This is a genomic window from Micromonospora sp. NPDC049081, from assembly GCF_040648835.1.
In the GTDB taxonomy this organism is placed as follows: Bacteria; Actinomycetota; Actinomycetes; order Mycobacteriales; family Micromonosporaceae; genus Micromonospora; species Micromonospora antibiotica.
Window position 1 is genome coordinate 1 of the sequence record NZ_JBEZEK010000038.1, and the last position, 22,750, is coordinate 22,750.

Sequence of the window (22,750 nt, forward strand, 5' to 3'; positions counted from 1 at the left end):
CCAGCCGGATCGCCTCGATCGACACCGCCGACGGCCCGGTCGACGAGGCGTTCCCCCCGATGTCGGTCACCGTCCGCCTCGACGACGAGATCGACGTGTCCCGGGGCGACATGATCTGCCGGCCGAACAACACGCCGACCGTCTCGCAGGACATCGAGGCGATGGTCTGCTGGATGGACGAGACCCGCCCGTTGGAGGTCGGCGGCCGGTACGTCGTCAAGCACACCACCCGGACGGCGCGCGCCATCGTCCGCGAGCTGCACTACCGGCTCGACATCAACACCCTGCACCGGGACGAGAGCAGCACGTCGCTCGCGCTCAACGAGATCGGGCGGATCAAGCTGCGCACCACCGTGCCGTTGCTGGCCGACGACTACCACCGCAACCGCACCACAGGCGGTTTCGTCATCATCGACGAGACCACCAACCGCACCGTCGCCGCCGGCATGGTCATCCAGCGGGACTGACCCGGCGCTCCGCATCGGCCGGCCCGGCACCCTCCCCCGCCGGGCCGGCCGAACCCTTCGTACGTCGACCCCGGTCGGCGTTCGGCGGGCCGAACCAGCGGGCGAGCGCGGCGGTCAACCCGTCGGCGTCCGGCCCGTCCGTCGGGGACTGCCAGGCCACGTGGCAGTCCGGGCGCAACAGCAGCGCGGTCGGCATGGCATCGCCAGGGGCGTCGGCCGCCGCGCCGTCCGGCGTGAACCGTCCGGTGACCACGTCGACCCGATCCCGCCACGGGCCGGCCACCCCGGCGTGGACGCCGGTGGGGTCGAGCAGCAGCGGGCGGGCGGTCCGGGTCAGCTCGGCCAGCCGGACCGGACCGGCGCCGGTGTGCCACACCAGGTCGGGTGCGAAACGTCCGACCAGCGGCCCGTCGGCGTCACCCATCGGGTAGCGGACGTCCGCCCCGGCCAGCAGGGCGGCGACGTGGGCCGCGTTCTCCGGCCGGTCGAGCAGTTCGCCGAGGAGCACCCGCAGCGCGGTGACCTCGCTGCCGGGGGCGATCAGCGCCGACTGGGCCTGGGTGGACATGGTGACCCGGTGCGCCACCGCGCGGCGTTCCGCGTCGTAGGAGTCCAGCAGCCCGGCCGGGGCCCGGCCGTGCACCTGGGCGGCCAGCTTCCAGCCCAGGTTCACCGCGTCCTGCAGGCCGAGGTTGAGCCCCGGCCCGCCGATCGCCGCGTGCACGTGGGCGGCGTCGCCGAGCAGCAGCACCCGCCCGGCGCGGTACCGCTCGGCGATCCGGGTGTTGCCGCCCACCAGCCGACGCAGCAGGTGCGGGCCGGGGCCGGCCGGCGGACCGACGGGCACGTCGGCCCCGAGCACCCGGGTGACGCTGGCCCGCAGCTCGGCGAGGGTCAGTGGCCCGTCGAACCGCGTCGACCCGGGCCACTCGATCGTGCTGAGGGTGACCGGACGCCCGGCGAAGGGCGCCCACACGATCAGCCCGTGCGGGGTGCGGGTGTGCCGGAACGGCGCGACGGTGCCGTAGCCGGGGACCACGAGGTCGCCGGTCGCCGCGTCGATCAGCTCCGGAGGCAGGCTGACCTGTGCGGTACGGGAGACGGTGCGGTCGGTGGACACGCCGGGGAAGCCGATCCCGGCCAGCCGGCGTACGACGCTGTGCCCACCGTCCGCGCCGACCAGGTAGCGGCAGCGCAGGTTGGTGCCGTCGGCGAAGGCGACGTGCACGTCGTCCGCGCCCGGGGTCAGGCCGGTCACCTCGTGTCCCCGTCGGACCTGCACGCCCAGTTCGGCGACCCGCTCGGCGAGTACCCGTTCCAGGTGCTTCTGGGGGGTCTGGAGCAGGTACAGCGGGTTGTCCGGCACCGCCCGCAGGTCCAGCGGGAGCGCCCCGAAGACGAACCCGGGTGACGGCTGCGGCGGGCCCGGGTCGTCGACGAGGCGGTGGTGCAGGCCGCGCCGGTCGAGCAGCCGGACCACCTGACCGACCAGCCCGTTGGCGCGCTGTTCGGTGGTGGGGGCGGACAGCCGTTCGCAGACGACGGGCCGGACGCCGGCCAGGGCCAGTTCGGCGGCGAGCAGGAGACCGTTGGGGCCGGCGCCGACGATGAGGACGTCGATCATGGCGGGATCCTTTCGAGGGCATGGTGGATCCGCCGCCGGGGCACGGCGGATCACGGGCAGGACCGGGCACCCCGACGGGGTACGGGTGGACGCGTCGAGTCGCGCCTGCGCGGATCGGCGCGAACGGTCGGCTGGGCGACGGGCGGGCGACGGGTCGGGTCAGCGGGGTGGGGGCGGCAGGCCGGCGGCGAGCTGGGTCAGCGGGTGGGGGGCGGCGGCAGGCCGGCGGCGAGCTGGGTCAGCGCGTCGGGGAGCAGGCGCTCCATCGGCACGGGCGGATCGGCGCGCAGGTAGTGCCGGATCGCGGCGTTCACGGCGGCGTTCACACTGGCCGCTACCAGGTGGGGATAGAGGTCGTGGTCGGCATCGGTGCCGGTGCGTTCGGCGATGGCGGCGGCCAGGTCGGCCTCGGCGGTCGCGCCCGCACGCAGCATCTCCGCCTGCAACACCGGCTCGGCCAGCATCACCGCGAGCCCTTCGACCCATTCGGCGTGTGGGCCCGGCGGCGACCGGGTGACCTCGGGTCCGGGGGCGAACCTGGTCAGCGTCGCCGCGATCAGCGCTGTCCACAGGGGTTCGTCGGGCGGCCGTCGGCGCAGCGCCTCGGCGACCTGCCGGCTGCGGTCGAGGTGCCGGAAGGCGATCGCCTCGGCCTTGCTGGAGAAGTAGTTGTTGAACGTACGCGGGGACACGCCCACGGCCTGGGCGATGTCCTCCACCAGCACGTTGTCGAAGCCCCGGGCGACGGTCAGCCGGATGGCCGCCCAGCTCAACGCCGCCCGCGTCTCGGCCTTCTTACGCTCCCGTAGCCCGCTCACCCACCCAGCATAGCCAAGTTTGCGTGACACGCAATATTACGTGCCACGCAATTTTGTTTTCCGCAGCGCCGGGTCAGGCGGGCAGCGCATGCCGGGCACGACCCCGACGGCGGAAGGCGAACCCGGTGAACAGGAGCAGGACCACCGCCGACGCGACGAGCCCGCCGGCGAGCACCAGCCCGGAATGGTCCCTGCTGGTCGCGGCGGCAGCCGTCGGCCCGGCGTTCGGGTTGGTCGTCCGGGTGTCGTTCACGGTGACGATGCCCCATCGAGCGACTGAGGGTGGCCCCGGGCAGACCCGCGCCGAGGCTGGCCGCGGGGGCACGGTGATGTCCAGACCGACCACCAGCGCCATCGCCCGCACACGCGGAACGGGTGCCGCGCCAGGCGGTGCGACACCACCCACGGGCAACAACGGGCCGACCAGGGCCGCCAGGAGATGCACGGACGACACTACCGGAGGCTTATGGAAGTTTTGTCCAATAGGAAGCGGGGTTCACCCCTCCTCCGCCCGGAAACAGGGCGGGCCCCGGCCATCGGCCGGGGCCCGCGCAGCAGGGTCGGATCAGGACAGGTCGAACCGGTCCAGCTCCATGACCTTCGTCCAGGCCGCCACGAAATCGGTCACGAACTTGGCGCCCGCGTCCTGGCTGGCGTAGACCTCGGCGAGGGCGCGCAGCTGGGAGTTGGAGCCGAAGACGAGGTCGACCGCGGTGGCGGTCCACTTCACCTCGTCGGTGGCCAGGTCCCGGATCTCGTAGACGTGCTCGTCGGACTCCGACGCCTTCCACCGGGTGCCCGGGGAGAGCAGGTTGGCGAAGAAGTCGTTGCTGAGCACGCCCGGCCGGTCGGTGAGCACGCCGTGCGCCGTACCACCCACGTTGTTACCGAGGGCCCGCAGGCCGCCGACGAGGACGGTCATCTCCGGTGCGGTCAGGTTGAGCATGTACGCCCGGTCGACGAGCAGCACCTCCGGCTGGGTCTTCTCACCCGGACGCAGGTAGTTGCGGAACCCGTCGGCGCGCGGCTCCAGGACGGCGAACGACTCGACGTCGGTCTCCTCCTGGCTGGCGTCGGTGCGGCCGGCCCGGAACGGCACGGTCACCTCGACACCCGCCGCGCGGGCGGCCTGCTCGACGGCCGCCGAGCCGGCCAGCACGATCAGGTCGGCCAGCGAGATCTTCGCGCCACCGGCGTCGTTGAACTCGCGCTGGATCCCCTCCAGCGTGCCCAGCACCGTCGCGAGCTGCTCGGGCTGGTTGACCTCCCAGCTGCGCTGCGGTTCGAGGCGGATCCGCGCGCCGTTCGCGCCACCGCGCTTGTCGGTGTGCCGGAAGCTCGCGGCGGAGGCCCAGGCGGTGCTGACCAGCTGCGCGGTGCTCAGGCCGGAGTCGAGCACCTTCGCCTTGAGGGCGGCGACGTCGGCGTCGGACACCAGCTCGTGGTCGACGGCCGGCACCGGGTCCTGCCAGAGCTGCGGCTCGGCGACCCAGGGGCCGAGGAAGCGGCTGACCGGGCCCATGTCGCGGTGCAGCAGCTTGTACCATGCCTTGGCGAACGCCAGGGCGAACTCGTCGGGGTGCTCCAGGAAACGCCGCGAGACCTTCTCGTACGCCGGGTCGACGCGCAGCGACAGGTCGGTGGTGAGCATCGTCGGCTTGTGCTTCTTGGCCGGGTCGTGGGCGTCCGGGATGATCGCCTCGGCGTCCTTGGCGACCCACTGCTTGGCCCCACCGGGGCTGGTGGTCAGCTCCCACTCGTAGCCGAAGAGGATCTCGAAGAAGCGGTTGCTCCACTGCGTCGGCCGGTCGGTCCAGGTGACCTCCAGCCCGCTGGTGATGGTGTCGCCGCCCTTGCCGCTGCCGTGGGTGCTCAGCCAGCCCAGGCCCTGCGCCTCCAGCGGGGCGCCCTCGGGCTCGGGGCCGACGTGGTCGTCGGCGATGCCGGCGCCGTGGGTCTTGCCGAAGGTGTGGCCGCCGGCGATGAGGGCGACGGTCTCCTCGTCGTTCATCGCCATCCGGCGGAAGGTCTCCCGGATGAAGTGCGCCGCCGCGAGCGGGTCGGCGTTGCCCCGGGGGCCCTCCGGGTTGACGTAGATGAGGCCCATCTCGGTCGCCCCGACGCCGGCCGACATCTCACTCTCGGAGGAGTAGCGCTCGTCGCCGAGCCAGGTGTCCTCCGGACCCCAGAAGATCTCCTCGGGCTCCCAGACGTCCTGCCGGCCGAAGCCGAAGCCGAAGGTCGTGAAGCCCATCGACTCCAGGGCCACGTTACCGGCGAGCACGAGCAGGTCGGCCCAGGAGATCTGCTGGCCGTACTTCTGCTTGACCGGCCAGAGCAGCCGGCGGGCCTTGTCCAGGTTGGCGTTGTCCGGCCAGCTGTTCAGCGGCGCGAACCGCTGCCCGCCGTCACCCGCGCCACCGCGCCCGTCCTCGATGCGGTAGGTGCCGGCGGCGTGCCAGCTCATCCGGATCATCAGGCCGCCGTAGTGGCCGAAGTCGGCCGGCCACCAGTCCTGCGAGGTGGTGAGCACCTCGGTGATGTCCCGCTTGAGCGCCTCGACGTCGAGCTTGGCGAACTCCTTGGCGTAGCTGAAGTCCTCCCCCAGCGGGTTGCCCTTGGCCGAGTGGGCGTGCAGGACCGAGAGGTCGAGCTGGTTGGGCCACCAGTCCCGGTTGGTACGCGGACGCCCACCGGTCTTCGGCGTCGGCGAGTCGATCGCCGGGTTCTCGCTCTCGCTGCCCTGCGCGGTCACCGAGTCGTGCGCGACCGGGCAACCGGCCGCCGCCTTCTGGTCCACGCCCTGCGCGCTGGCGGGAGCGTTGTCCTGGGTGTCGCTCATGTGCTTCCTTCCGAACTGGTGGATCACTGGGAGGTGCGGTCGGCCGCGCAGTCGGGGCAGGTGCCCCAGTAGACGACCTCCGCCTCGTCGACCACGAAACCGTGATCGTCGGAGGCGGTGAGACAGGGAACGTGACCGACGGCGCAGTCGACGTCGGCGATCACGCCGCAGGAGCGGCAGACGACGTGGTGGTGGTTGTCCCCCACCCGCGCCTCGTAGCGCGCGGTGGACCGCCCCGGCTGGATGCGGCGCACCAGGCCGGCGTCGGTGAGCGCCCGCAGCACGTCGTAGACCGCCTGGTGGGAGACCGTGGGCAGGTCGGCCCGGACCAGCGCGATCACCGTGTCGGTGTCGACGTGCGGGTGGTCGCGCAGCGCGGCGAGCACGGCCAGTCGGGGCCGGGTCACGCGCAGCGACGCCGCCCGCAACTGTGCCTCGAGGTCGGCCGTCATGGCACGACCCTAGCCCGCTGTTCTGGAACAAATCAAGTTTAGCTGCGGCGCGTCGGCCCATGTCCCCCTACCGGATGACACCGGCGGGCGAATCGGGCGAACCGGCGACCCCGGCGGCACAGGCACTGGGCGGACCGGCGGCACGGGCACAGGGCGACCCCCGACGGCACAGGCACAGGGCGACCGGCAGCACAGGCACCGGGCGGACCGGCGGGGCCACCGCCGCCGGGACCGACGGCACCTGTTGCCGACGGCACGGCGCACGGGTCCGCGACCCGCCCGGGTTCAGCGGGACCGTGGTACGGCGGTGCTGCCCCGCACCACGAGCGAGGTGCCGAGTTCGTAGCGGTCCTGGGTGAGCGGGTGGCCGTCGGCCAGGGTCAACGCGAGCCGGGCAGCGGTGGCCCCGATCTCCCCGAACGGCTGCCGCACCGTGGTCAGCGGCGGCGCCAGCCAGGCCGCCTCGTCGACGTCGTCGAAGCCCACGACGCTGAGCTCGTCGGGAATCCGCAGTCCGACCTCCCGGGCCGCCGCATAGACGCCCAACGCCTGCAGGTCGTTGCCGCAGACGACGGCGGTGGGCGGCTCCGGCCGGCCGAGCAGCTCGGCGGCGAGGCGTCGGCCCTCCTCGAAGGTGAACACCCCGCCGCGTTCGAGGCGCTCGTCGAACGGGACACCCGCGTAGTCCAACGCGGCGCGGAAACCGTCCCGGCGGGCCCGCGCCGACAGGTCCCCGACCGGACCGTTGAGCACCCCGATCCGCCGGTGGCCGAGATCCAGGAGATGCCGGGTGGCGGACAGCGCCCCGCTCCAGTTGCTCGACCCGACGGCGGGGACGGGGAACAGGTCGCCGATCGGATCGACCGCCACCAACGGAATGCCGGCGGCGCTGAACCGCGCCCCGTCCTCGGCTGTGAGAAGCGAGAACACCGTGATCACGGCGGCCGGTTGGCGCAGCAGCAGCGACTCCACCCAGGGCTGCCCGGCGCGCAGGCGGTGGTGCACGTCGGTGAAGCCGACCGTGTGGTCGCGGGGGCCGGCGACCTCCTGGACCCCGCGCAGGATCGGCATGGCGATCGAGGAGAGCATCTGGTGGAAGACCACCTCGATGCAGGGTGTCACGCTACCGGCCGGCCGGCGGCGGTAGCCGTGGTCGCGTAGTAACGCCTCCACCCGCTGCCGGGTCTGCTCGCCCACCCCCCGGCGGCCGTTGAGCACCTTGGACACCGTCGGCGGGGACACCCCGGCGAGTTCGGCGATGGTGGCGATGGGCAGGTCGCCCCGCCGGGGCTTGCGCGAGCCACGGCGTCGACCTTCCTCGATCACGGGACGAAGTCTACGGTGCGGGCTCCATCGACGGCCCGGTAGCGCCCACGGGCCCGGCACCGGCGCGCTCCGCCACCGGCCGGTACGCGAACCAGTCGAACGCGGCGCTGCCCTGCGTGACGTACATGCCGATGACCCGGCCGGTGAAGCCGGCGGCGACCTCGGTGGACAGGTAGCGCCCGTCCAGTTCGGCCAGCACGGTCGGGCCGGTCGGGCCGGCCACCTCGAAGGTGACCATGTCGCAGCCGGCGGCGCGTACCCCCCGTGGTGCGGTTCCGGCCGCCAGTTCGGCGGCGGACGTCACGGTGGGCGGGAAGAGGTCGTCGGTGCGGGTGGCGATCGTCAGCACCAGCGGGCCCGGCGGCACGGCGTGGGTGGCGAACACCTGCCGGAACGGCCCGACCCGGCCGACGACCCGGACCGTGCCGGCCCCTACCTCCAGGTCGTAGTGGTGCGCCTCGTCGATCCGGATGGTGAGCCCGGCGGTGCCGTCGCCCGGGTCCACCCGGACGCTGGCCCGGCAGTCGTGGTGCCGTTGCCGCAGCGCCACGATCGTCGCGCCGGCCAGGTCGAGCGTCGCGCCCTCGGCATGCAGGGTGAGCCAGCCCGGCCGGGCGGTCAGCGACCAGGAGTCGGCGGGTCGGCGGCGGGGCGAGATCCACTCCGGTGCCAGGGTGGTCGCGTCGAAGTCGTCGTGGTGGTCGCCCGGGTCGGGCGGGGCGGCACCGGCCGGGGCGCTGCCGGCGGGTGCGACGGTGAGCTCCTCGACCGGGTCGACGACCGGCCAGCCGTCGACCCAGCGCACCGGGGCGAGGAAGGTCTCGCGGCCGAGGACGTGGTAGGGCGGCCAGTGGCCCCTGGCCCGGATGCCCAGCAGGACCAGCCACCAGCTGCCGTCGACGGCCTGGACCAGGTCGGCGTGCCCGGTGGCCTGCACCGGGCGGTCGCTGCTGCGGTGGGTCAGGATCGGGTTGGTGGGCGCGGGGGTGAACGGGCCGCGTGGGGTGCGCGAGCGGGCGACGGAGACGGCGTGGCCGGTGTGCGTGCCACCCTCGGAGAGCAGCAGGTACCACCAGCCGTCGATCCGGTAGAGGTGCGGTGCCTCGGGGTACTGGCCGCCGGTGCCCGACCACAGCGCGATCGGGCCCTCCAGCACCTCCCCCGTCTCCGGGTCGATCCGGTAGGCGTCCACCCCGGAGGTGGTCAGCCAGCAGTTGCCGTCGTCGTCCCAGGCCAGCGAGGGGTCGACGTGCGGCAGGTCGAGGTAGACCGGGTCGGACCAGGGGCCGTCGGGGTGCGGCGCGGTGACGATGAGGTGCCGCCCCAGGCTGACGTTGGTGGTGATCAGCCAGAACCGTCCGTCGTGGTGGCGCAGGGTCGGCGCGAAGATGCCCCGGGACGCCTCGGCGTCCGGGGGCAGTTCGCACTGGCCCGGCCGGTCCAGGATGTTGCCGATCTGCCGCCAGTTGACCAGGTCACGGCTGTGCAGCAGGGGTACGCCGGGGAAATACTCGAAGCTGGAGCAGACCAGGTAGTAGTCCTCGCCCACCCGACAGACACTCGGGTCGGGGTGGAAACCGGGGACGACCGGATTGCGGTAGGACGGTCCGGTGGACACCGGGCATCACCTCCCTGCGGGGAATTCCACCACAGTGGACGGTGCCTGTGGGCCCGCGGAGCTGCCACGGTCCAGAAATGTTTGCGATAACATTTCGCGACCCGAATGCTACGGAAGGCCCGCCCGGGGTTCAAGGTCCCCGGCTACCGGCACGCCCCACCCCCGGCGGCGCACCCACCGGCACGCCGCCAGGACAGCGCCCTGAGCTGGCAGTAAACCCCGCACTCCGGGCCCGATTCGGTAGCTCCCCCGCCGGCACCAGGCGTCCACCCCACCCGGCGGTACGGGACACGGCAGGCCGGCCGGACCGCCGGCACCCGGCAGGAACATTCGCGCAACATGGCCGTCATATCTTGACGGGACCCCGCGAATCCACGAGAGTCCATATAAGGCGAGATGGTGCGCCACCGGGAGCTCGACGCGCCGTCACGGCATTCGCGGATGTCGACGTCAGGGTGCGAGGGGCCGCACCTGTTAACGCTCACAGCGGCGTATCCCGTTGCCGGCTGATCGAAACACCGACTCGGGCCGGTTGGCGATCGGCCGTGTCCCCGTCCCGGGACCACGACGACGACCAACCCACCCTGCCCTGCGGTCGGACCACCACTGCGCAGCACCGACAGGAGTCATGCCATGGCACGACCTCCGGCCAGCACCGATGCGCCGGCCACGGCGGACCGGGCGTGACGGTTGAGCACCCGGCCCGGCGGCGACGCCCGTCCCCCCACCCGCACCCGTCCCTGATCCGCACCGCTGGGAGTGATCATGTCTGAAGTGACCCGAAGGAACGTCCTCAAGGCGGGAGCGGCAGGGGCCGGTGCCGCGCTGGTCCCGGTCGCCTGGACCGCCACCGCCCGCGCCGACTCGGTCGCACCGCCCCAGGTGTTGGCCGCCAACGACCTGGCCCTGTGGTACGACGAGGGAGCCGGCACCGACTGGCTCCGCGCGCTGCCGATCGGCAACGGACGGCTCGGCGCGATGGTGTTCGGCAACGTCGACACCGAGCGGCTCCAGCTCAACGAGGACACCGTCTGGGCCGGCGGCCCGTACGACTCGGCCAACACCCGGGGGGCGGCCAACCTGGCCGAGATCCGGCGGCGGGTCTTCGCCGACCAGTGGACCTCGGCGCAGGACCTGATCAACCAGACCATGATGGGCAACCCGGGCGGTCAGCTCGCCTACCAGACCGTGGGCAACCTGCGGCTGGCCTTCGGCTCGGCCAGCGGGGTCAGCCAGTACGTCCGGACCCTCGACCTGACCACCGCCACGGTCACCACGACCTACCTGCTGAACGGGGTGCGGCACCAGCGGGAGGTGTTCGCCAGCGCAGCCGACCAGGTGATCGTGGTGCGGTTGACCGCCGACCGGGCCAACGCGATCACGTTCTCCGCCACCTTCGACAGCCCGCAGCGCACCACCGTGTCGAGCCCGGATTCCGCCACCATCGGGCTGGACGGCATCTCCGGCAGCCAGGAGGGGGTCACCGGCTCGGTGCGGTTCCTGGCCCTGGCCAACGCCGCCGCGACCGGTGGCACGGTCAGCAGCTCCGGGGGCACCCTGCGGGTGTCCGGGGCCACCAGCGTGACCATCCTGATCTCGATCGGCTCCAGCTACGTCAACTACCGCACCGTCAACGGCGACTACCAGGGCATCGCCCGCACCCGGCTCAACGCCGCCAAGGGCGTCGCCATCGAGCAGCTGCGCAGCCGGCACCTCGCCGACTACCAGGCGCTGTTCAACCGGGTGAGCATCAACCTGGGTCGGACGGCCGCGGCCGACCAGACGACCGACGTACGGATCGCCCAGCACGCGAGCAGCAACGACCCGCAGTTCGCCGCGCTGCTGTTCCAGTTCGGGCGGTACCTGCTCATCTCGTCGTCGCGGCCGGGCACCCAGCCGGCCAACCTGCAGGGCATCTGGAACGACTCGCTGACGCCGTCCTGGGACTCGAAGTACACGATCAACGCGAACCTGCCGATGAACTACTGGCCGGCCGACACCACCAACCTCGCCGAGTGTTTCCTGCCGGTCTTCGACATGGTCAAGGACCTGACGGTGACCGGTGCCCGGGTCGCCCAGGCGCAGTACGGCGCGGGTGGCTGGGTCACCCACCACAACACCGACGCCTGGCGGGGCGCGTCGGTGGTGGACGGGGCGCTGTGGGGCATGTGGCAGACCGGTGGCGCGTGGCTGGGCACCCTGATCTGGGACCACTACCTGTTCACCGGTGACCTGGGCTTCCTCCAGGCCAACTACCCGGCGCTCAAGGGCGCCGCGCAGTTCTTCCTCGACACCCTGGTCGCCCACCCGACGCTGGGTTACCTGGTGACGAACCCGTCGAATTCGCCGGAGCTGCCGCACCACTCGAACGCCAGCGTCTGCGCCGGGCCGACGATGGACAACCAGATCCTGCGGGACCTCTTCGACGCCGCCGCCCGCGCCAGCGAGACCCTCGGCGTGGACACCACCTTCCGGTCGCAGGTCCGCACCGCCAAGGACCGGCTGCCCCCGAACCGGGTGGGTTCGCGGGGCAACGTGCAGGAGTGGCTGGCCGACTGGGTGGAGACCGAGCGGAACCACCGGCACGTCTCGCACCTGTACGGCCTGCACCCCAGCAATCAGATCACCAAGCGGGGCACCCCGTCCCTGTACGAGGCCGCCCGCAAGACCCTGGAGCTGCGGGGCGACGACGGGACCGGCTGGTCCCTCGCCTGGAAGATCAATTTCTGGGCCCGGCTGGAGGACGGCGCCCGCGCCCACAAGCTGCTGAAGGACCTGGTGCGCACCGACCGGCTCGCCCCGAACATGTTCGACCTGCACCCGCCGTTCCAGATCGACGGCAACTTCGGCGCCACCTCCGGCATCGCCGAGATGCTGCTGCACAGCCACACCGGTGAGCTGAACGTGCTGCCCGCGCTGCCCAGCGCCTGGCCCACCGGCCAGGTCGCCGGCCTGCGGGGGCGCGGCGGCTACACCGTCGGGGTGGCGTGGAGCAGCGGACAGCCCGACGAGATCGGTATCCGCGCCGACCGCGACGGCACGCTGCGGGTGCGGTCGCGGCTGTTCACCGGCAGCTTCACCCTCGTCGACGTCGCCGACGGCAGCGCACCGGCCACCACCCGCCCGGAGACCGACGTCGTCCAGTTCACCGTCCGCGCCGGACACACCTACCGGGCGGCCCGGCCGGGCGTGACGCCGACCCCGACGCTGACTCCGACCCCCACGCCGACCACCCCCGTCCCGACCACCCCGCCGCCGACGACCCCGCCGCCGACGACGCCGGTCCCGACCACCAGCTCGCCCGCACCCTCGGGAGCACGGGCGACGTACGCGGTGACGGGCTCGTGGTCGGGTGGCTTCCAGGCCGAGGTCACCGTGACCGCCGGCGCGACCGCGATCCGTGGCTGGACGGTGTCCTGGACGTTCCCCAACGGACAGACCGTCAGCCAGATCTGGGGCGGGTCGCACACCCAGAGCGGCGCGAACGTGACCGTGAAGAACGTCGACTACAACGGGGCGCTGGCCGCCGGTGCCTCCACCACGTTCGGCTTCATCGGCGCGGTGAACGGCACCAACAACGCGCCGACGAACCTCACCTGCACCACGAGCTGACCGGCACCGGACGTGTCGTCGCCACCTCGGTCCGCCCCGGGCCGGCCGAGGTGGCGACGACACGTCCCGCCCCTGCCGGCACACGATCCCCCGAGTGGAACGGACGGAAGAACATGACGAGACCATCTACCCGCAGGCGTCGCCTGTTGACCGCCCTGGCGGCCGGGCTGCTGCTGGTGGCGGGCCCGGCGGTGGTGCTGCGGACCTCCCCGGCGCTGGCCCTGGACAACGGGGTGGCCCGCACCCCACCGATGGGGTGGAACAGCTGGAACACCTTCGGCTGCAACATCAGCGAGGCGCTGATCCGGCAGATGACCGACGCGATGGTCAGCTCCGGCATGAAGGACGCCGGCTACCAGTACGTCGTCGTTGACGACTGCTGGATGAACCCGAACCGGGACTCGGCGGGCAACCTCCAGGGTGACCCGACCCGGTTCCCCTCCGGGATGAAGGCGCTCGGCGACTACATCCACGCCCGGGGGCTGAAGTTCGGCATCTACCAGGCACCACTGGACAAGACCTGCGCCCAGTACTTCAACTCCTACCCCGGCGCCACCGGCTCCCAGGGCCGGGAGGCGCAGGACGCCCGGCAGTTCGCCGCCTGGGGCGTCGACTATCTCAAGTACGACTGGTGCTCGCCCAGCGGCAGCATCGACGACCAGGTGCGGGCCTTCGCCAAGATGCGCGACGGGCTGGCCGCGGCCGGTCGACCCATCGTGCTGAGCATCAACTCGAACAGCATCCACTCCAAGACCGGCCCGCAGCGCAACTGGGGCGACGTGTCGAACATGTGGCGTACCACCGAGGACATCACCAACACCTGGAACAGCGGCCAGACCAACGGCTACCCGATGGGCATCCAGAACATCGTCGACGTCACCGTGCCGCTCGCCGCGCGGGCCAAGCCCGGCGCGTTCAACGACATGGACATGATGGAGGTCGGCCGTGGTGGCATGACCGACACCGAGATGCGCAGCCACTTCGCGCTCTGGGCCATCCTGGCCTCACCGATGATCGCCGGGAACGACCTGCGCAACATGAACACGGCGACCCAGACGATCCTGAAGAACGCCAACCTCATCGGTATCAGCCAGGACCCGCTCGCGCTCCAGGCCAGCCAGGTCTCCTTCGACGGCACCCGTCGGGTGCTGGCCAAGCGGCTCGCCAACGGCGACGTCGCCGTCGCCCTGTTCAACCAGGGGACGGCCGCCACCACGATCAGCACCACCGCTGCCGCGATCGGGCTGTCGGGCGGCTCGTTCACCCTGCGTGACGCGTGGACCAACACGACCAGCACCACCTCGGGGGCCATCTCGGCCAGCGTGCCGGGTCACGGGACGGTCGTCTACCGGGTCAGCGGCGCGACCAGCACCCCCACCCCGACCGTCACTCCCACCACTCCGGCCCCGACCACGCCGGTTCCGACCACGCCGGCCCCGACCACGCCGGTTCCGACCACGCCGGTTCCCACCACCCCGGCCCCGACCACGCCGCCGCCGTCGACCGCGTCCTGCCAGGTCACGTACGCGATCAGCAGCCAGTGGCCGGACGGGTTCCAGGCCGAGGTGATCATCCGCAACACCGGCACGACGGCGGTCGACGGCTGGAGCCTGCGCTGGTCGTTCGCCAACGGCCAGCAGCTCAACCAGGCGTGGGGTGCCACCTACACGCAGAGCGGGGCCCAGGTCACCGCCACGAACGTGGGCTGGAACGGCACCATCAGCCCCGGTGGCAGCGCCAACTTCGGCTTCATCTCCACTTGGTCCGGCGGCAACGCCAAGCCGACCGGGTTCACCCTCAACGGCCAGGAATGCGCCGTGGCCTGACGGGCGTCCCCCGCAACGGCAGGACCCCCCGGTCATGACGTCGGCCCCTACTCCGGGATCCGACTGCTCAGGACCGGGGGGTCCCCGCCGGGCGGGCGCAGCGCGGCACCGGCGTGAGCAGGGTGCGGTCGGTTCAGTCGTCCAAGGTGGCCAGCAGTGCGGTGGCCATACCCTGCTCGCCCCGGGCGTTCGGGTGGAAGGGCGCGGCGGCGTTCTCCGGCAGCAGCCCCTCCACCCACCGGGTGCCGCTGCTCTTGCAGGTGTCGCGTCCGATCGACGGGGTGTAGACGTCGGCGTAGACGGCGTCGTTCGCGGCGGCGGCACCGGCCAGCATCGCGTTGAGCGACTTGGCCACCCCCCGCAGGTACGGCACGTCCTGGTAGGCGATCGGGACCAGTGGCCAGCAGCCGTACCCGGAGTCCGGCACGATCGCCGGGTAACCGAGCACCACGATCCGCGCGCCGGGCGCTGCCTGGCGGACCGCCTGGAGCACGGCGGTCACCTTCGGCGCGGTGGCGGTGATCCGGGCCTGCAACTGGTCGGTGCCGCCGGCGGTGTAGAGGTTCTTGCACGGCGAGCCGAGCGGGCTGCTGAAGCTCGCCTGCGCGCAGTCGCCGATGATGCTGGAGAAACCGATGTCGTTGCCGCCGATCTGCACCGTCACCAGGGCGGTGTCCGGGGTGACCGCGGTGAGCTGCGGGGGCAGCGTGCCGCTGCCGTAGCGGATGTCGTCCGTGGTGGCCCCGGAGCAGCTCACGTCCGTGAACGACGAGGAGCCGGCGGACGCAGCGACCAGGGACGGGTAGTTGCGGTTGGAGCGCAGGCAGTTCCGGTCGACCTGGGTGGGGATCAGCGGACCGGACGTGTACGAGTCGCCGAGCGCGACGTAGCGGCCGGTGGGGACGGCGGCGGTGGCGGGCGCGGCGGCGACGGACAGCACACCGGCGGTGGCCGCGGCGAGCGCGACCGTCCGGGTGGCGGCCCGCAGCAGCGGCAGACGGGGACGGGGCATGACGCCTCCAGGGCGGATCACGGGGGTGGTGCCGCGATCCTGCCGCCGCCGACGCCCGACGTCAATATAGATGGATCTCGCTAAATTTCCGGTCCGGGTAAGGGCCGGACGCCACCGGCCGATGCCCGGGGGCGACAGCCGCCTGGATTGACGGACGTGAAAGCCGGGCGGGATAATCCCTGCGGAGCCGGGCTGGCTGCGGACGAGCGACACCGCACGACACCAACAGACGCGAGCCGACCAACGGCGGATCAGGGCCGTCGGCGGCACGCCGTCGACCGGCGCATCCCCTCGACACCTCCACGGCCACCGGGCCCGTACGGGCGATCCGGTGCAGCCGCCCCACCACCGCGGCCGACAGCTGTCGCCGCCCACCCTCGCGGGAGGACCACCGATGCGACTCACCCGTTCCCGGTTCCGGTTGGCGGTGTCGCTGTTCGCCACCGCCACCGTCGCCGCCACCGCCGCGCTCGTCGGCACCGTACCCGCCCAGGCAGCTGCCGGCTGTCGGGTCACCTACGCGGTGACGAACCAGTGGCCGGGCGGGTTCGGCGCGAGCGTCGACCTCACCAACCTCGGCGATCCGCTCACCGGTTGGCGGCTGACCTGGTCGTTTTCCGCAGGGCAGGTGATCGACCAGCTGTGGAACGGCACGGTGACCCAGTCCGCCGGTCGGGTCACGGTCACCAATGCCGGCTGGAACGGCACCCTCGGCTCCGGGGCGAGCACCCAGTTCGGCTTCGGTGCCTCATGGAACAACGCGGCGAACCCGGTGCCTGTCGACTTCGCCCTCAACGGGGTGCCGTGCACCGGGCGTACCACCAGCCCGACCGCGCCGCCCACCACCGCACCGCCGACGACCACGCCGCCCACCACGACGCCGCCCACCACCGCACCGCCGACCACCGCACCGCCCACGACGGTGCCGCCGACCACCGCGCCGCCGGCCTCCGGGGCGCTGGACCAGACCTCGACTGTCGGGCGGGTCAAGGCGGTCGGGACCAGCGCGCAGTACACCTGGCCCGGCGTCTACTTCGAGGGCCGGTTCCGCGGCACCGGGGTCGGGATCGTCCTCAACGACGCGCAGAACGACTACGCCGTGCAGATCGACGGGGCGACCGTCGCCACCCTGGTCACCCCGGGTCGGACCACCTACTGGGTGCGCAACCTCGCCAACACCGAGCACACCGTACGACTGGCCAAGCGCACCGAGAGCCCGTGGGCCGCCGGCGAGTTCGGTGGTCTGGTGGCCGCCTCCGGCGGTGCGATCCTGGCCAGGCCCGCCCCGCGCAGCCGGCAGATCGAGTTCATCGGTGACTCCTGGACCGCCGGGTACGGCAACATGTCGACCACCCGGGACTGCAACAGCAACGGCGGGGTCACCCGCAACTCCAACGCCGACGTCACCTTCGGCGCGCTGACCGCGCAGAGCCTGAACGCCGACTACCAGCTCATCGCCTGGTCCGGCCTCGGCATGGTGCGCAACTACAACGGTGGCGGCACGGACAACTTCCGCACCTACTACGAGACCGACCTCCAGGCCCTGTGGAACAGCACGACGTGGCAGAACCCGGGCACCTGGAAGCCGCAGCTGGTCGTGGTCGGGCTGGGCATCAACGACTTCTCCACCGCCCTCAACCCCGGTGAGCGCTGGTCCACCGTCGACCAGCTCGCCGCCGACTACCGGACCGCCTACCTGGCGTTCATCGACAAGCTGCGCAGCCGGTACGGCCCCGACACCTTCATCGTGCTCACCTACCCCGATCTGTCCCCCACCACCGCGCTCGCCAGCTCCGTCCAGCAGATCGTGCAGACCCGCACCAGCCGGGGCGACACCCGGATCCGCTCGCTCTACTACGACGACAACGCGCTGGGGCTGGACAAGCTCGGTTGCGACTGGCACCCCTCCCGCCGCGACGACCAGCTCCTCGCCGGCGCGCTCACCCGGTTCGTCAACACCCTGCCGCTGACCTGGTGAACCACTCTCCCGGCTGACGCCGGCACGGGCCCCACGACGACGGGGCCGGCGACGCGGACCGGTCCGCGTCGCCGGCCCCGTCGCTCGCGCATCCGGTGCCCGCCTGGCCGGGCTCCGGACCGGCACGCCTCGGACCCCCTCCGTGGCGCACCGCCGACCGCCCGCTCGTTGACATCATACGTCATACGGATTACGTTCGTAATCATCGATGAATGTGAACGCCTGTCCCGATCCGGTGACCCACCACCGGCGTGACCGGGTCACCCCACGACCGCCGCCGTCCGCGCCGGGCGGGCGGGCAAGTCACCCCCTCCACCACCACGCTGACATCGAAGGAGTTCCCCTGATGTCGAGACACCGACTCGCGGCCGGCATCGTCGCGGCAGCGGCGACGCTCGCCCTCACGCTGGGCGGTGCCGCGATCACCGCCGGAGCCAGCCCGCCCGCGTACGCCAACGACGTCACCCCGCTCGCGGCGACCGCGGGCTGCGGCAAGGCGCCCACGCTGACCAGCGGCAACCGCACCATCTCCAGCGGCGGCCAGAACCGCTCGTACATCCTGCGGATCCCCGACAACTACGACCGCAACCACCCCTACAAGCTGATCTTCGGCTTCCACTGGAACGGTGGCACCGCCAACGACGTCGACTCGGGCGGCACCAGCGGCTATCCCTGGTCGTACTACGGCATCCGGGCGCTGTCGAACAACAGCGCGATCTTCGTCGCACCGCAGGGCATCGGCAACGGCTGGGCCAACAGCGGCGACCGGGACCTGACCTTCGTCGACGACATGATGCGCCAGATCGAGTCCGCCCTGTGCGTCGAGACCACCCAGCGGTTCGCCATGGGCTTCAGCTACGGCGGCGGCATGAGCTACGCCATCGCCTGCGCCCGCGCCACCGTCTTCCGCGCCGTCGCCGTCTACTCCGGCGGCCAGCTCAGCGGCTGCAACGGCGGCACCCAGCCGATCGCGTACATCGGCATCCACGGGCTGCGGGACAACGTGCTCCCCATCGCGACCGGGCGGTCGCTGCGCGACCGGTTCGTCCGCAACAACGGCTGCACCCCGCAGAACCCGCCGGAGCCGGCGCAGGGCAGCCTGACGCACACCATCACCTACTACTCGGGCTGCCGGGCCGGATACCCGGTCGCCTGGGCGCCGTTCGACGGCGGGCACGCCCCCAACGCCGTGGACGGCACCGCCGACCCCTACGCGCCCGGCGAGAAGTCCTGGACCCGACCGGTGGTGTGGAGCTTCTTCACCCAGTTCGACGGCACGACGCCGCCCACCACGCCGCCGCCGACCACTCCCCCGGCCACCCCCACCACTCCCCCCGCGACCCCGACCACGCCACCGCCCGGCGGTAGCGGCTGCTCCGCCACCGTCACGGTGAACCAGTGGACCGGTGGCTTCACCGCCTCCGTACGGGTCACCGCCGGCTCCTCCGGCACCACCGGCTGGACCGTCAGCACGACCCTGCCCGGTGGCGCGAGCGTCACCAACACCTGGAACGCCACCGCCAGCGGCAGCACCGGCACGGTGCGCTTCACCAACGTCAGCTACAACGGCCAGCTCGGTGCCGGCCAGGTGGCGGAATTCGGCTTCCAGGGCAACGGCAGCGGGTCCGGGCTGACACCCACCTGCACCGCCCGCTGACCCGGGCCGGCCGCCGGCCGCACCGCCCGCTGAACGGACCGGCCGCCGGCCGGCTGCGCCACCGGGAAGCGGCAGGCAGGCGACCCGGGGGCGGGGGCACGGGAGTGACGTCCTGTGCCCCCGCCCCCGGGTGTCGTCCACTGGCACCACGGCGGGTCGGCCGACTCGCCGGCAGGAGTCACCCGATCCGCGAATTCGTGCCGGCCGATTGTCGATCCAGCGGTCGGACGGGGCACTTGCTGCCATGATGGCGGACGTGGGAGCTGCGAAAATCAATACACCTGTGGTCTCGCCGCTGGCCGGCGAGCCGATCAAACGTGCCGACGCGGAACGGCTCGCGGGAGTGCTGAAGGCATTCGCCGACCCGGCCCGCCTGCGACTGCTCAGCCTCATCCAGTCCGCCCCGGAGGGCGAGGCGTCCGTCACCGACCTCACCGCGCCGCTCGGCCTGTCCCAGCCGACGGTCAGTCACCACCTGCGGATCCTCACCGAGGCCGGGTTGATCGAACGCGAGAAGCGCGGGGTCTGGGCGTACTACCGCACGGTGCCCTCCGCGATCAGCGCGATCGCCGACCTGTTGACCCCGCCCCGCAAACGGGCGACCAGGAAGACCCGCTGACAGCGGGCACCGCAGCGAGCACGATCCCGGTCCGCAGCTCGACGGACCACCCGACCCGGGCCGACCCCGACCGATCCCCGTTCGGTGACGGACCTCCGGTCACACCCGGTCCGCCGCGGCCGGCACCACAGCCGCGCCCGGGTCCCACCCGTCCGACGACCGGGTCGCACCGGGATGCGAGCAGGTCGGACACCGGTGATCAAGCCACCGGGGACGCCACAGGTCGCCCGGCCCCCGGGAACGGTCCCCCGGACCAGGTGCTCCGGCTCGGTGAGGTGGGCGTAGAGCAGATCCAGCACAGCCCGGTTCGCCGCCGGGGAGACACCGACGACGTGTGACGTGAAGCCCGGGTTGGCGAAGATGCCGCCTTGTGCGCCACCAGGGCCGCGCGCACGGCGGCGAGTTCCGCGTCGGTGCCCCGGTCGAGGTCGAGCCCGGCCACCCGGGCGGCGCAGTGCGGCCCGGGCGGCGTGAGAGCCAACCAGGTCTCAGCCAAGCAGTGGCCCACGCCGTGGAACGAGTGATCGTCCGGCCGGGGCCGCCGGGGCGGCGTCCGGCCGGTGAGATGGGGGGGTGGCGTCGGGTCGCGTCGCAGCGCTCGACCCCCGGAAACGGAGCACCCGTCTCCCCTGCCGCCACATTCATCATATGCGTCGGTCAAGCCGCCCAGATCGTCCCGGATAACGATTTTTGCCCCCGGGACCACGCCTACGCTCGACCGGTCCACGCCGGACCGGCCGGCGGGAGAACGGGGAGCACGTGTCCGAGACAGCCCGGCAGATCGCCATCGAACAACAGGTGGTCGACGCGGTGTACGCCCGCCTGGAGGTCATGCGAGCGCAGGCCAGACAGCTGAACGAGGAGGGGCACCGGCGGGCCGGCGGCGGACCGGTCGCCGGCCTGGTCGAGCGGGACGCCATGGTGCTGGGTGCCGCCACCCGGCTGTCCGATCTCGACGACCAGGAAGAGGGCATCGTCTTCGGCCGGCTCGACTTCGACGACGACGAGACGTACCGGATCGGCCGGTTGGGTGTCCGCGACGCCGACCGGGAGCCGCTGGTGGTGGACTGGCGGGCCCCCGCCGCCGCACCGTTCTACCGGGCCACCCCCGGCGAACCGCTCGGGGTCACCCGTCGCCGTGTGATCACCTGCGCCGGGCGTACCGTCGTCGGCCTCGACGACGAGGTGCTGTCGACCACGCCCGTCGACGGGGTGGTCGGCGAGGGTGCCCTGCTCGCGTCGCTGACCCGGGAACGCGGCGCACACATGCGCGACATCGTCTCGACCATCCAACGCGAGCAGGACGAGGCGATCCGCGCACCGACCCACGGGGTCACCCTGATCACCGGCGGTCCGGGCACCGGCAAGACGCAGGTGGCCCTGCACCGGGCCGCCTACCTGCTCTACCGCGACCGGGGCCGGTTCGCCGACGGCCGGGTGCTGGTGGTCGGCCCGTCCACCGTGTTCACCGAGTACATCGGCCGGGTGCTGCCCGGTCTCGGCGAGGACAGCGTCCACCTGCGCGCGATCGGCGAGCTGTTCGACGGTGTCGTGGCGACCCGACGGGACAGCGCCGAGGTGGCCCGCACCAAGGGTGACCTGCGGATGGTGCGGGTGCTGACCGACCTGGCCTGGGACACCCCACCGAACGTGCCGGACCGGCTGTGGGGTCTCGACGCCGACGACCTGGCGCGGGCCCGCCGGGAAATCCGCCGCCGGTGCGAGGCCGCCGGGATCACCCCCAACGCCGCCCGGCCGCAGGCCGCGACGGTGCTGGCGGAACTGCTGGACGGCCGGGAGGTCCCCGACGCCTTCCTGACCGCCTGGTGGCCGGCACTGACCCCGCAGGACGTCCTCCCCGCCCAGCGGGGCGGATGGTCGGTGGACGACGTCCCGCTGCTCGACGAGCTGGCCGAGATCCTGGGCCGGCCGCCACGGGTCACCGAGGTCCGGCCCGAGTGGCAACGCCGGGAACTGGGCAGCGGCACCCGGCTGGCCGAGACCTTCGTGCTCAGCCCGAGCCTCGCCGACGGGTGGCAGCTCTTCGCCCCCGGCCTGGCCACCCCCATGGCGCAGTCCGGGCAGTCGCTGGACAGCGGCCACTGGGGTGCCCAGCGCTGGGCGGCGGCGATCATCCTGCGGGAGGGTCACCAGGTGGTGGGCTGGGTCGACGGCTTCGACCCGTACGGCGAGGAGGGTTACGTTCCGGTGCTGGCCGAGCCGCTGCCGGTGGCCGAGGCCGAGGAGCCCGTCGAGGACGCCTACCAGCACGTCATCCTCGACGAGGCGCAGGACCTGTCGCCGATGGAGTGCCGGATGATCGCCCGCCGGGCCGAGTACGCCTCGATGACCATCGTGGGCGACCTCGGTCAGGCGACCCATCCGCTGGCCTGCGGCTCGTGGCCGGAGCTGGTGCAACGGCTCGGCAAGCGGACCGCCCGGACGCTGGACCTGCCCACCGGCTACCGGGTGCCCGAGGTCATCGCCGACTTCGCGGCCCGGGCCCTGCCGCCCGGCATCGCGCCGACCCGGTCGTTCCGGCCCGGCGGCAGCCTGGAGATCCGCCGGGTCGACGACCTGGCCGCGGCCGTGGCCGGGGAGACCGGGACCGTCATCGCCCCCGACCACCTGGCCGACGCCCTGCACGCGGTCCCGGTCAGCCAGGTCAAGGGCCTGGAGTACGACCGGGTGGTGCTGGTCGAACCCGCCGACATCGTCGCCGCCGAACCCCGGGGCATGAACCGGCTCTACGTCGCCCTGACCCGGGCCGTCGGAGAACTGGTGATCCTGCACAGCAAGCCGCTGCCGGAGCAGCTGAGCCGTCCGGCGGCGCCCACCCCGCCACACCCGGGCACGACCTGACCGGCTCGGCCCCGCCCGTGGGGGCCGGCCCGCACCG

General features: G+C 72.5%; 14 protein-coding genes and 1 pseudogene. 7 read left to right on the forward strand and 8 right to left on the reverse strand.

The genetic code is table 11. The annotated features are described in order from the left end of the window. Positions 1-467: pseudogene (locus AB0B63_RS30720) on the forward strand (sulfate adenylyltransferase); the annotation flags it as partial. Here AB0B63_RS30720 and AB0B63_RS30725 read toward each other — a convergent pair. From AB0B63_RS30725 to AB0B63_RS30755, 7 genes are all read right to left on the reverse strand, one after another. After that, positions 451-2,091, reverse strand: a complete 1,641-nt coding sequence (locus tag AB0B63_RS30725) for an FAD-dependent monooxygenase (protein WP_357025184.1) — start codon at positions 2,089-2,091, stop codon at positions 451-453. The pseudogene AB0B63_RS30720 and the gene AB0B63_RS30725 sit on opposite strands and share 17 nt — an antisense overlap. A 197-nt stretch (positions 2,092-2,288) precedes the next feature. Next, positions 2,289-2,909: a TetR family transcriptional regulator gene (locus AB0B63_RS30730; protein WP_208570829.1), complete on the reverse strand. Its 621-nt coding sequence runs from the start codon at positions 2,907-2,909 to the stop codon at positions 2,289-2,291. A gap of 73 nt (positions 2,910-2,982) precedes the next feature. Continuing rightward, entirely contained in the window at positions 2,983-3,162 is a 180-nt protein-coding gene (locus AB0B63_RS30735; protein WP_208570830.1) for a hypothetical protein, read from the reverse strand. 312 nt (positions 3,163-3,474) lie between these two features. After that, complete coding sequence (gene katG, locus AB0B63_RS30740; protein ID WP_208570831.1) at positions 3,475-5,751, reverse strand: catalase/peroxidase HPI; 2,277 nt, start codon at positions 5,749-5,751, stop codon at positions 3,475-3,477. 23 nt (positions 5,752-5,774) lie between these two features. Beyond that, positions 5,775-6,203 carry a Fur family transcriptional regulator gene (locus tag AB0B63_RS30745; protein ID WP_208570832.1) on the reverse strand — a complete coding sequence of 143 codons (429 nt, stop codon included), beginning with the start codon at positions 6,201-6,203 and terminating at the stop codon, positions 5,775-5,777. A gap of 285 nt (positions 6,204-6,488) precedes the next feature. Further along, positions 6,489-7,529 (reverse strand): LacI family DNA-binding transcriptional regulator, encoded by a 1,041-nt coding sequence (locus AB0B63_RS30750; protein WP_208570833.1) that lies wholly within the window; start codon positions 7,527-7,529, stop codon positions 6,489-6,491. Between the two features lie 10 nt (positions 7,530-7,539). Continuing rightward, positions 7,540-9,147, reverse strand: a complete 1,608-nt coding sequence (locus AB0B63_RS30755; protein ID WP_357025190.1) for a glycoside hydrolase family 43 protein — start codon at positions 9,145-9,147, stop codon at positions 7,540-7,542. Positions 9,148-9,912: 765 nt separating this feature from the next. On the opposite strand from AB0B63_RS30755, the gene AB0B63_RS30760 reads away from it, so the two are divergent. Together AB0B63_RS30760 and AB0B63_RS30765 are read left to right on the forward strand one after the other, a co-directional pair. Continuing rightward, the gene (locus tag AB0B63_RS30760) at positions 9,913-12,759 is read left to right on the forward strand and encodes a glycoside hydrolase N-terminal domain-containing protein (RefSeq protein WP_357025193.1); all 2,847 of its coding nucleotides are present in this window, start codon (positions 9,913-9,915) and stop codon (positions 12,757-12,759) included. Positions 12,760-12,872: 113 nt separating this feature from the next. Continuing rightward, positions 12,873-14,585, forward strand: a complete 1,713-nt coding sequence (locus AB0B63_RS30765; protein WP_357025196.1) for a cellulose binding domain-containing protein — start codon at positions 12,873-12,875, stop codon at positions 14,583-14,585. Between the two features lie 133 nt (positions 14,586-14,718). Here the strand turns inward: AB0B63_RS30765 and AB0B63_RS30770 are convergent, their stop codons facing one another. Further along, positions 14,719-15,597, reverse strand: a complete 879-nt coding sequence (locus tag AB0B63_RS30770) for an SGNH/GDSL hydrolase family protein (RefSeq protein WP_208570836.1) — start codon at positions 15,595-15,597, stop codon at positions 14,719-14,721. Between the two features lie 394 nt (positions 15,598-15,991). Between AB0B63_RS30770 and AB0B63_RS30775 the strand changes: the two genes are divergently transcribed. The 4 genes from AB0B63_RS30775 (at position 15,992) to AB0B63_RS30790 (ending at position 22,713) form a co-directional block, all read left to right on the forward strand. Next, complete coding sequence (locus AB0B63_RS30775; RefSeq protein ID WP_357025198.1) at positions 15,992-17,575, forward strand: cellulose binding domain-containing protein; 1,584 nt, start codon at positions 15,992-15,994, stop codon at positions 17,573-17,575. A 346-nt stretch (positions 17,576-17,921) separates the two neighbouring features. Next, positions 17,922-19,232, forward strand: coding sequence for a cellulose binding domain-containing protein (locus AB0B63_RS30780; RefSeq protein ID WP_357025201.1), 1,311 nt, complete (start codon positions 17,922-17,924; stop codon positions 19,230-19,232). 247 nt (positions 19,233-19,479) lie between these two features. After that, positions 19,480-19,851 (forward strand): metalloregulator ArsR/SmtB family transcription factor, encoded by a 372-nt coding sequence (locus AB0B63_RS30785; protein ID WP_357025204.1) that lies wholly within the window; start codon positions 19,480-19,482, stop codon positions 19,849-19,851. A 759-nt stretch (positions 19,852-20,610) separates the two neighbouring features. Further along, positions 20,611-22,713: a UvrD-helicase domain-containing protein gene (locus tag AB0B63_RS30790; protein ID WP_357025207.1), complete on the forward strand. Its 2,103-nt coding sequence runs from the start codon at positions 20,611-20,613 to the stop codon at positions 22,711-22,713. Positions 22,714-22,750: the final 37 nt, after the last annotated feature.

Coding starts and splice junctions, on each gene's coding strand:
- AB0B63_RS30765 (WP_357025196.1), top strand. CDS start 12,873: ATGACGAGACCATCTACCCGCAGGCGTCGCCTGTTGACCGCCCTGGCG.
- katG (WP_208570831.1), bottom strand. CDS start 5,751: ATGAGCGACACCCAGGACAACGCTCCCGCCAGCGCGCAGGGCGTGGAC.
- AB0B63_RS30745 (WP_208570832.1), bottom strand. CDS start 6,203: ATGACGGCCGACCTCGAGGCACAGTTGCGGGCGGCGTCGCTGCGCGTG.
- AB0B63_RS30760 (WP_357025193.1), top strand. CDS start 9,913: ATGTCTGAAGTGACCCGAAGGAACGTCCTCAAGGCGGGAGCGGCAGGG.
- AB0B63_RS30770 (WP_208570836.1), bottom strand. CDS start 15,597: ATGCCCCGTCCCCGTCTGCCGCTGCTGCGGGCCGCCACCCGGACGGTC.
- AB0B63_RS30775 (WP_357025198.1), top strand. CDS start 15,992: ATGCGACTCACCCGTTCCCGGTTCCGGTTGGCGGTGTCGCTGTTCGCC.
- AB0B63_RS30725 (WP_357025184.1), bottom strand. CDS start 2,091: ATGATCGACGTCCTCATCGTCGGCGCCGGCCCCAACGGTCTCCTGCTC.
- AB0B63_RS30780 (WP_357025201.1), top strand. CDS start 17,922: ATGTCGAGACACCGACTCGCGGCCGGCATCGTCGCGGCAGCGGCGACG.
- AB0B63_RS30785 (WP_357025204.1), top strand. CDS start 19,480: ATGGCGGACGTGGGAGCTGCGAAAATCAATACACCTGTGGTCTCGCCG.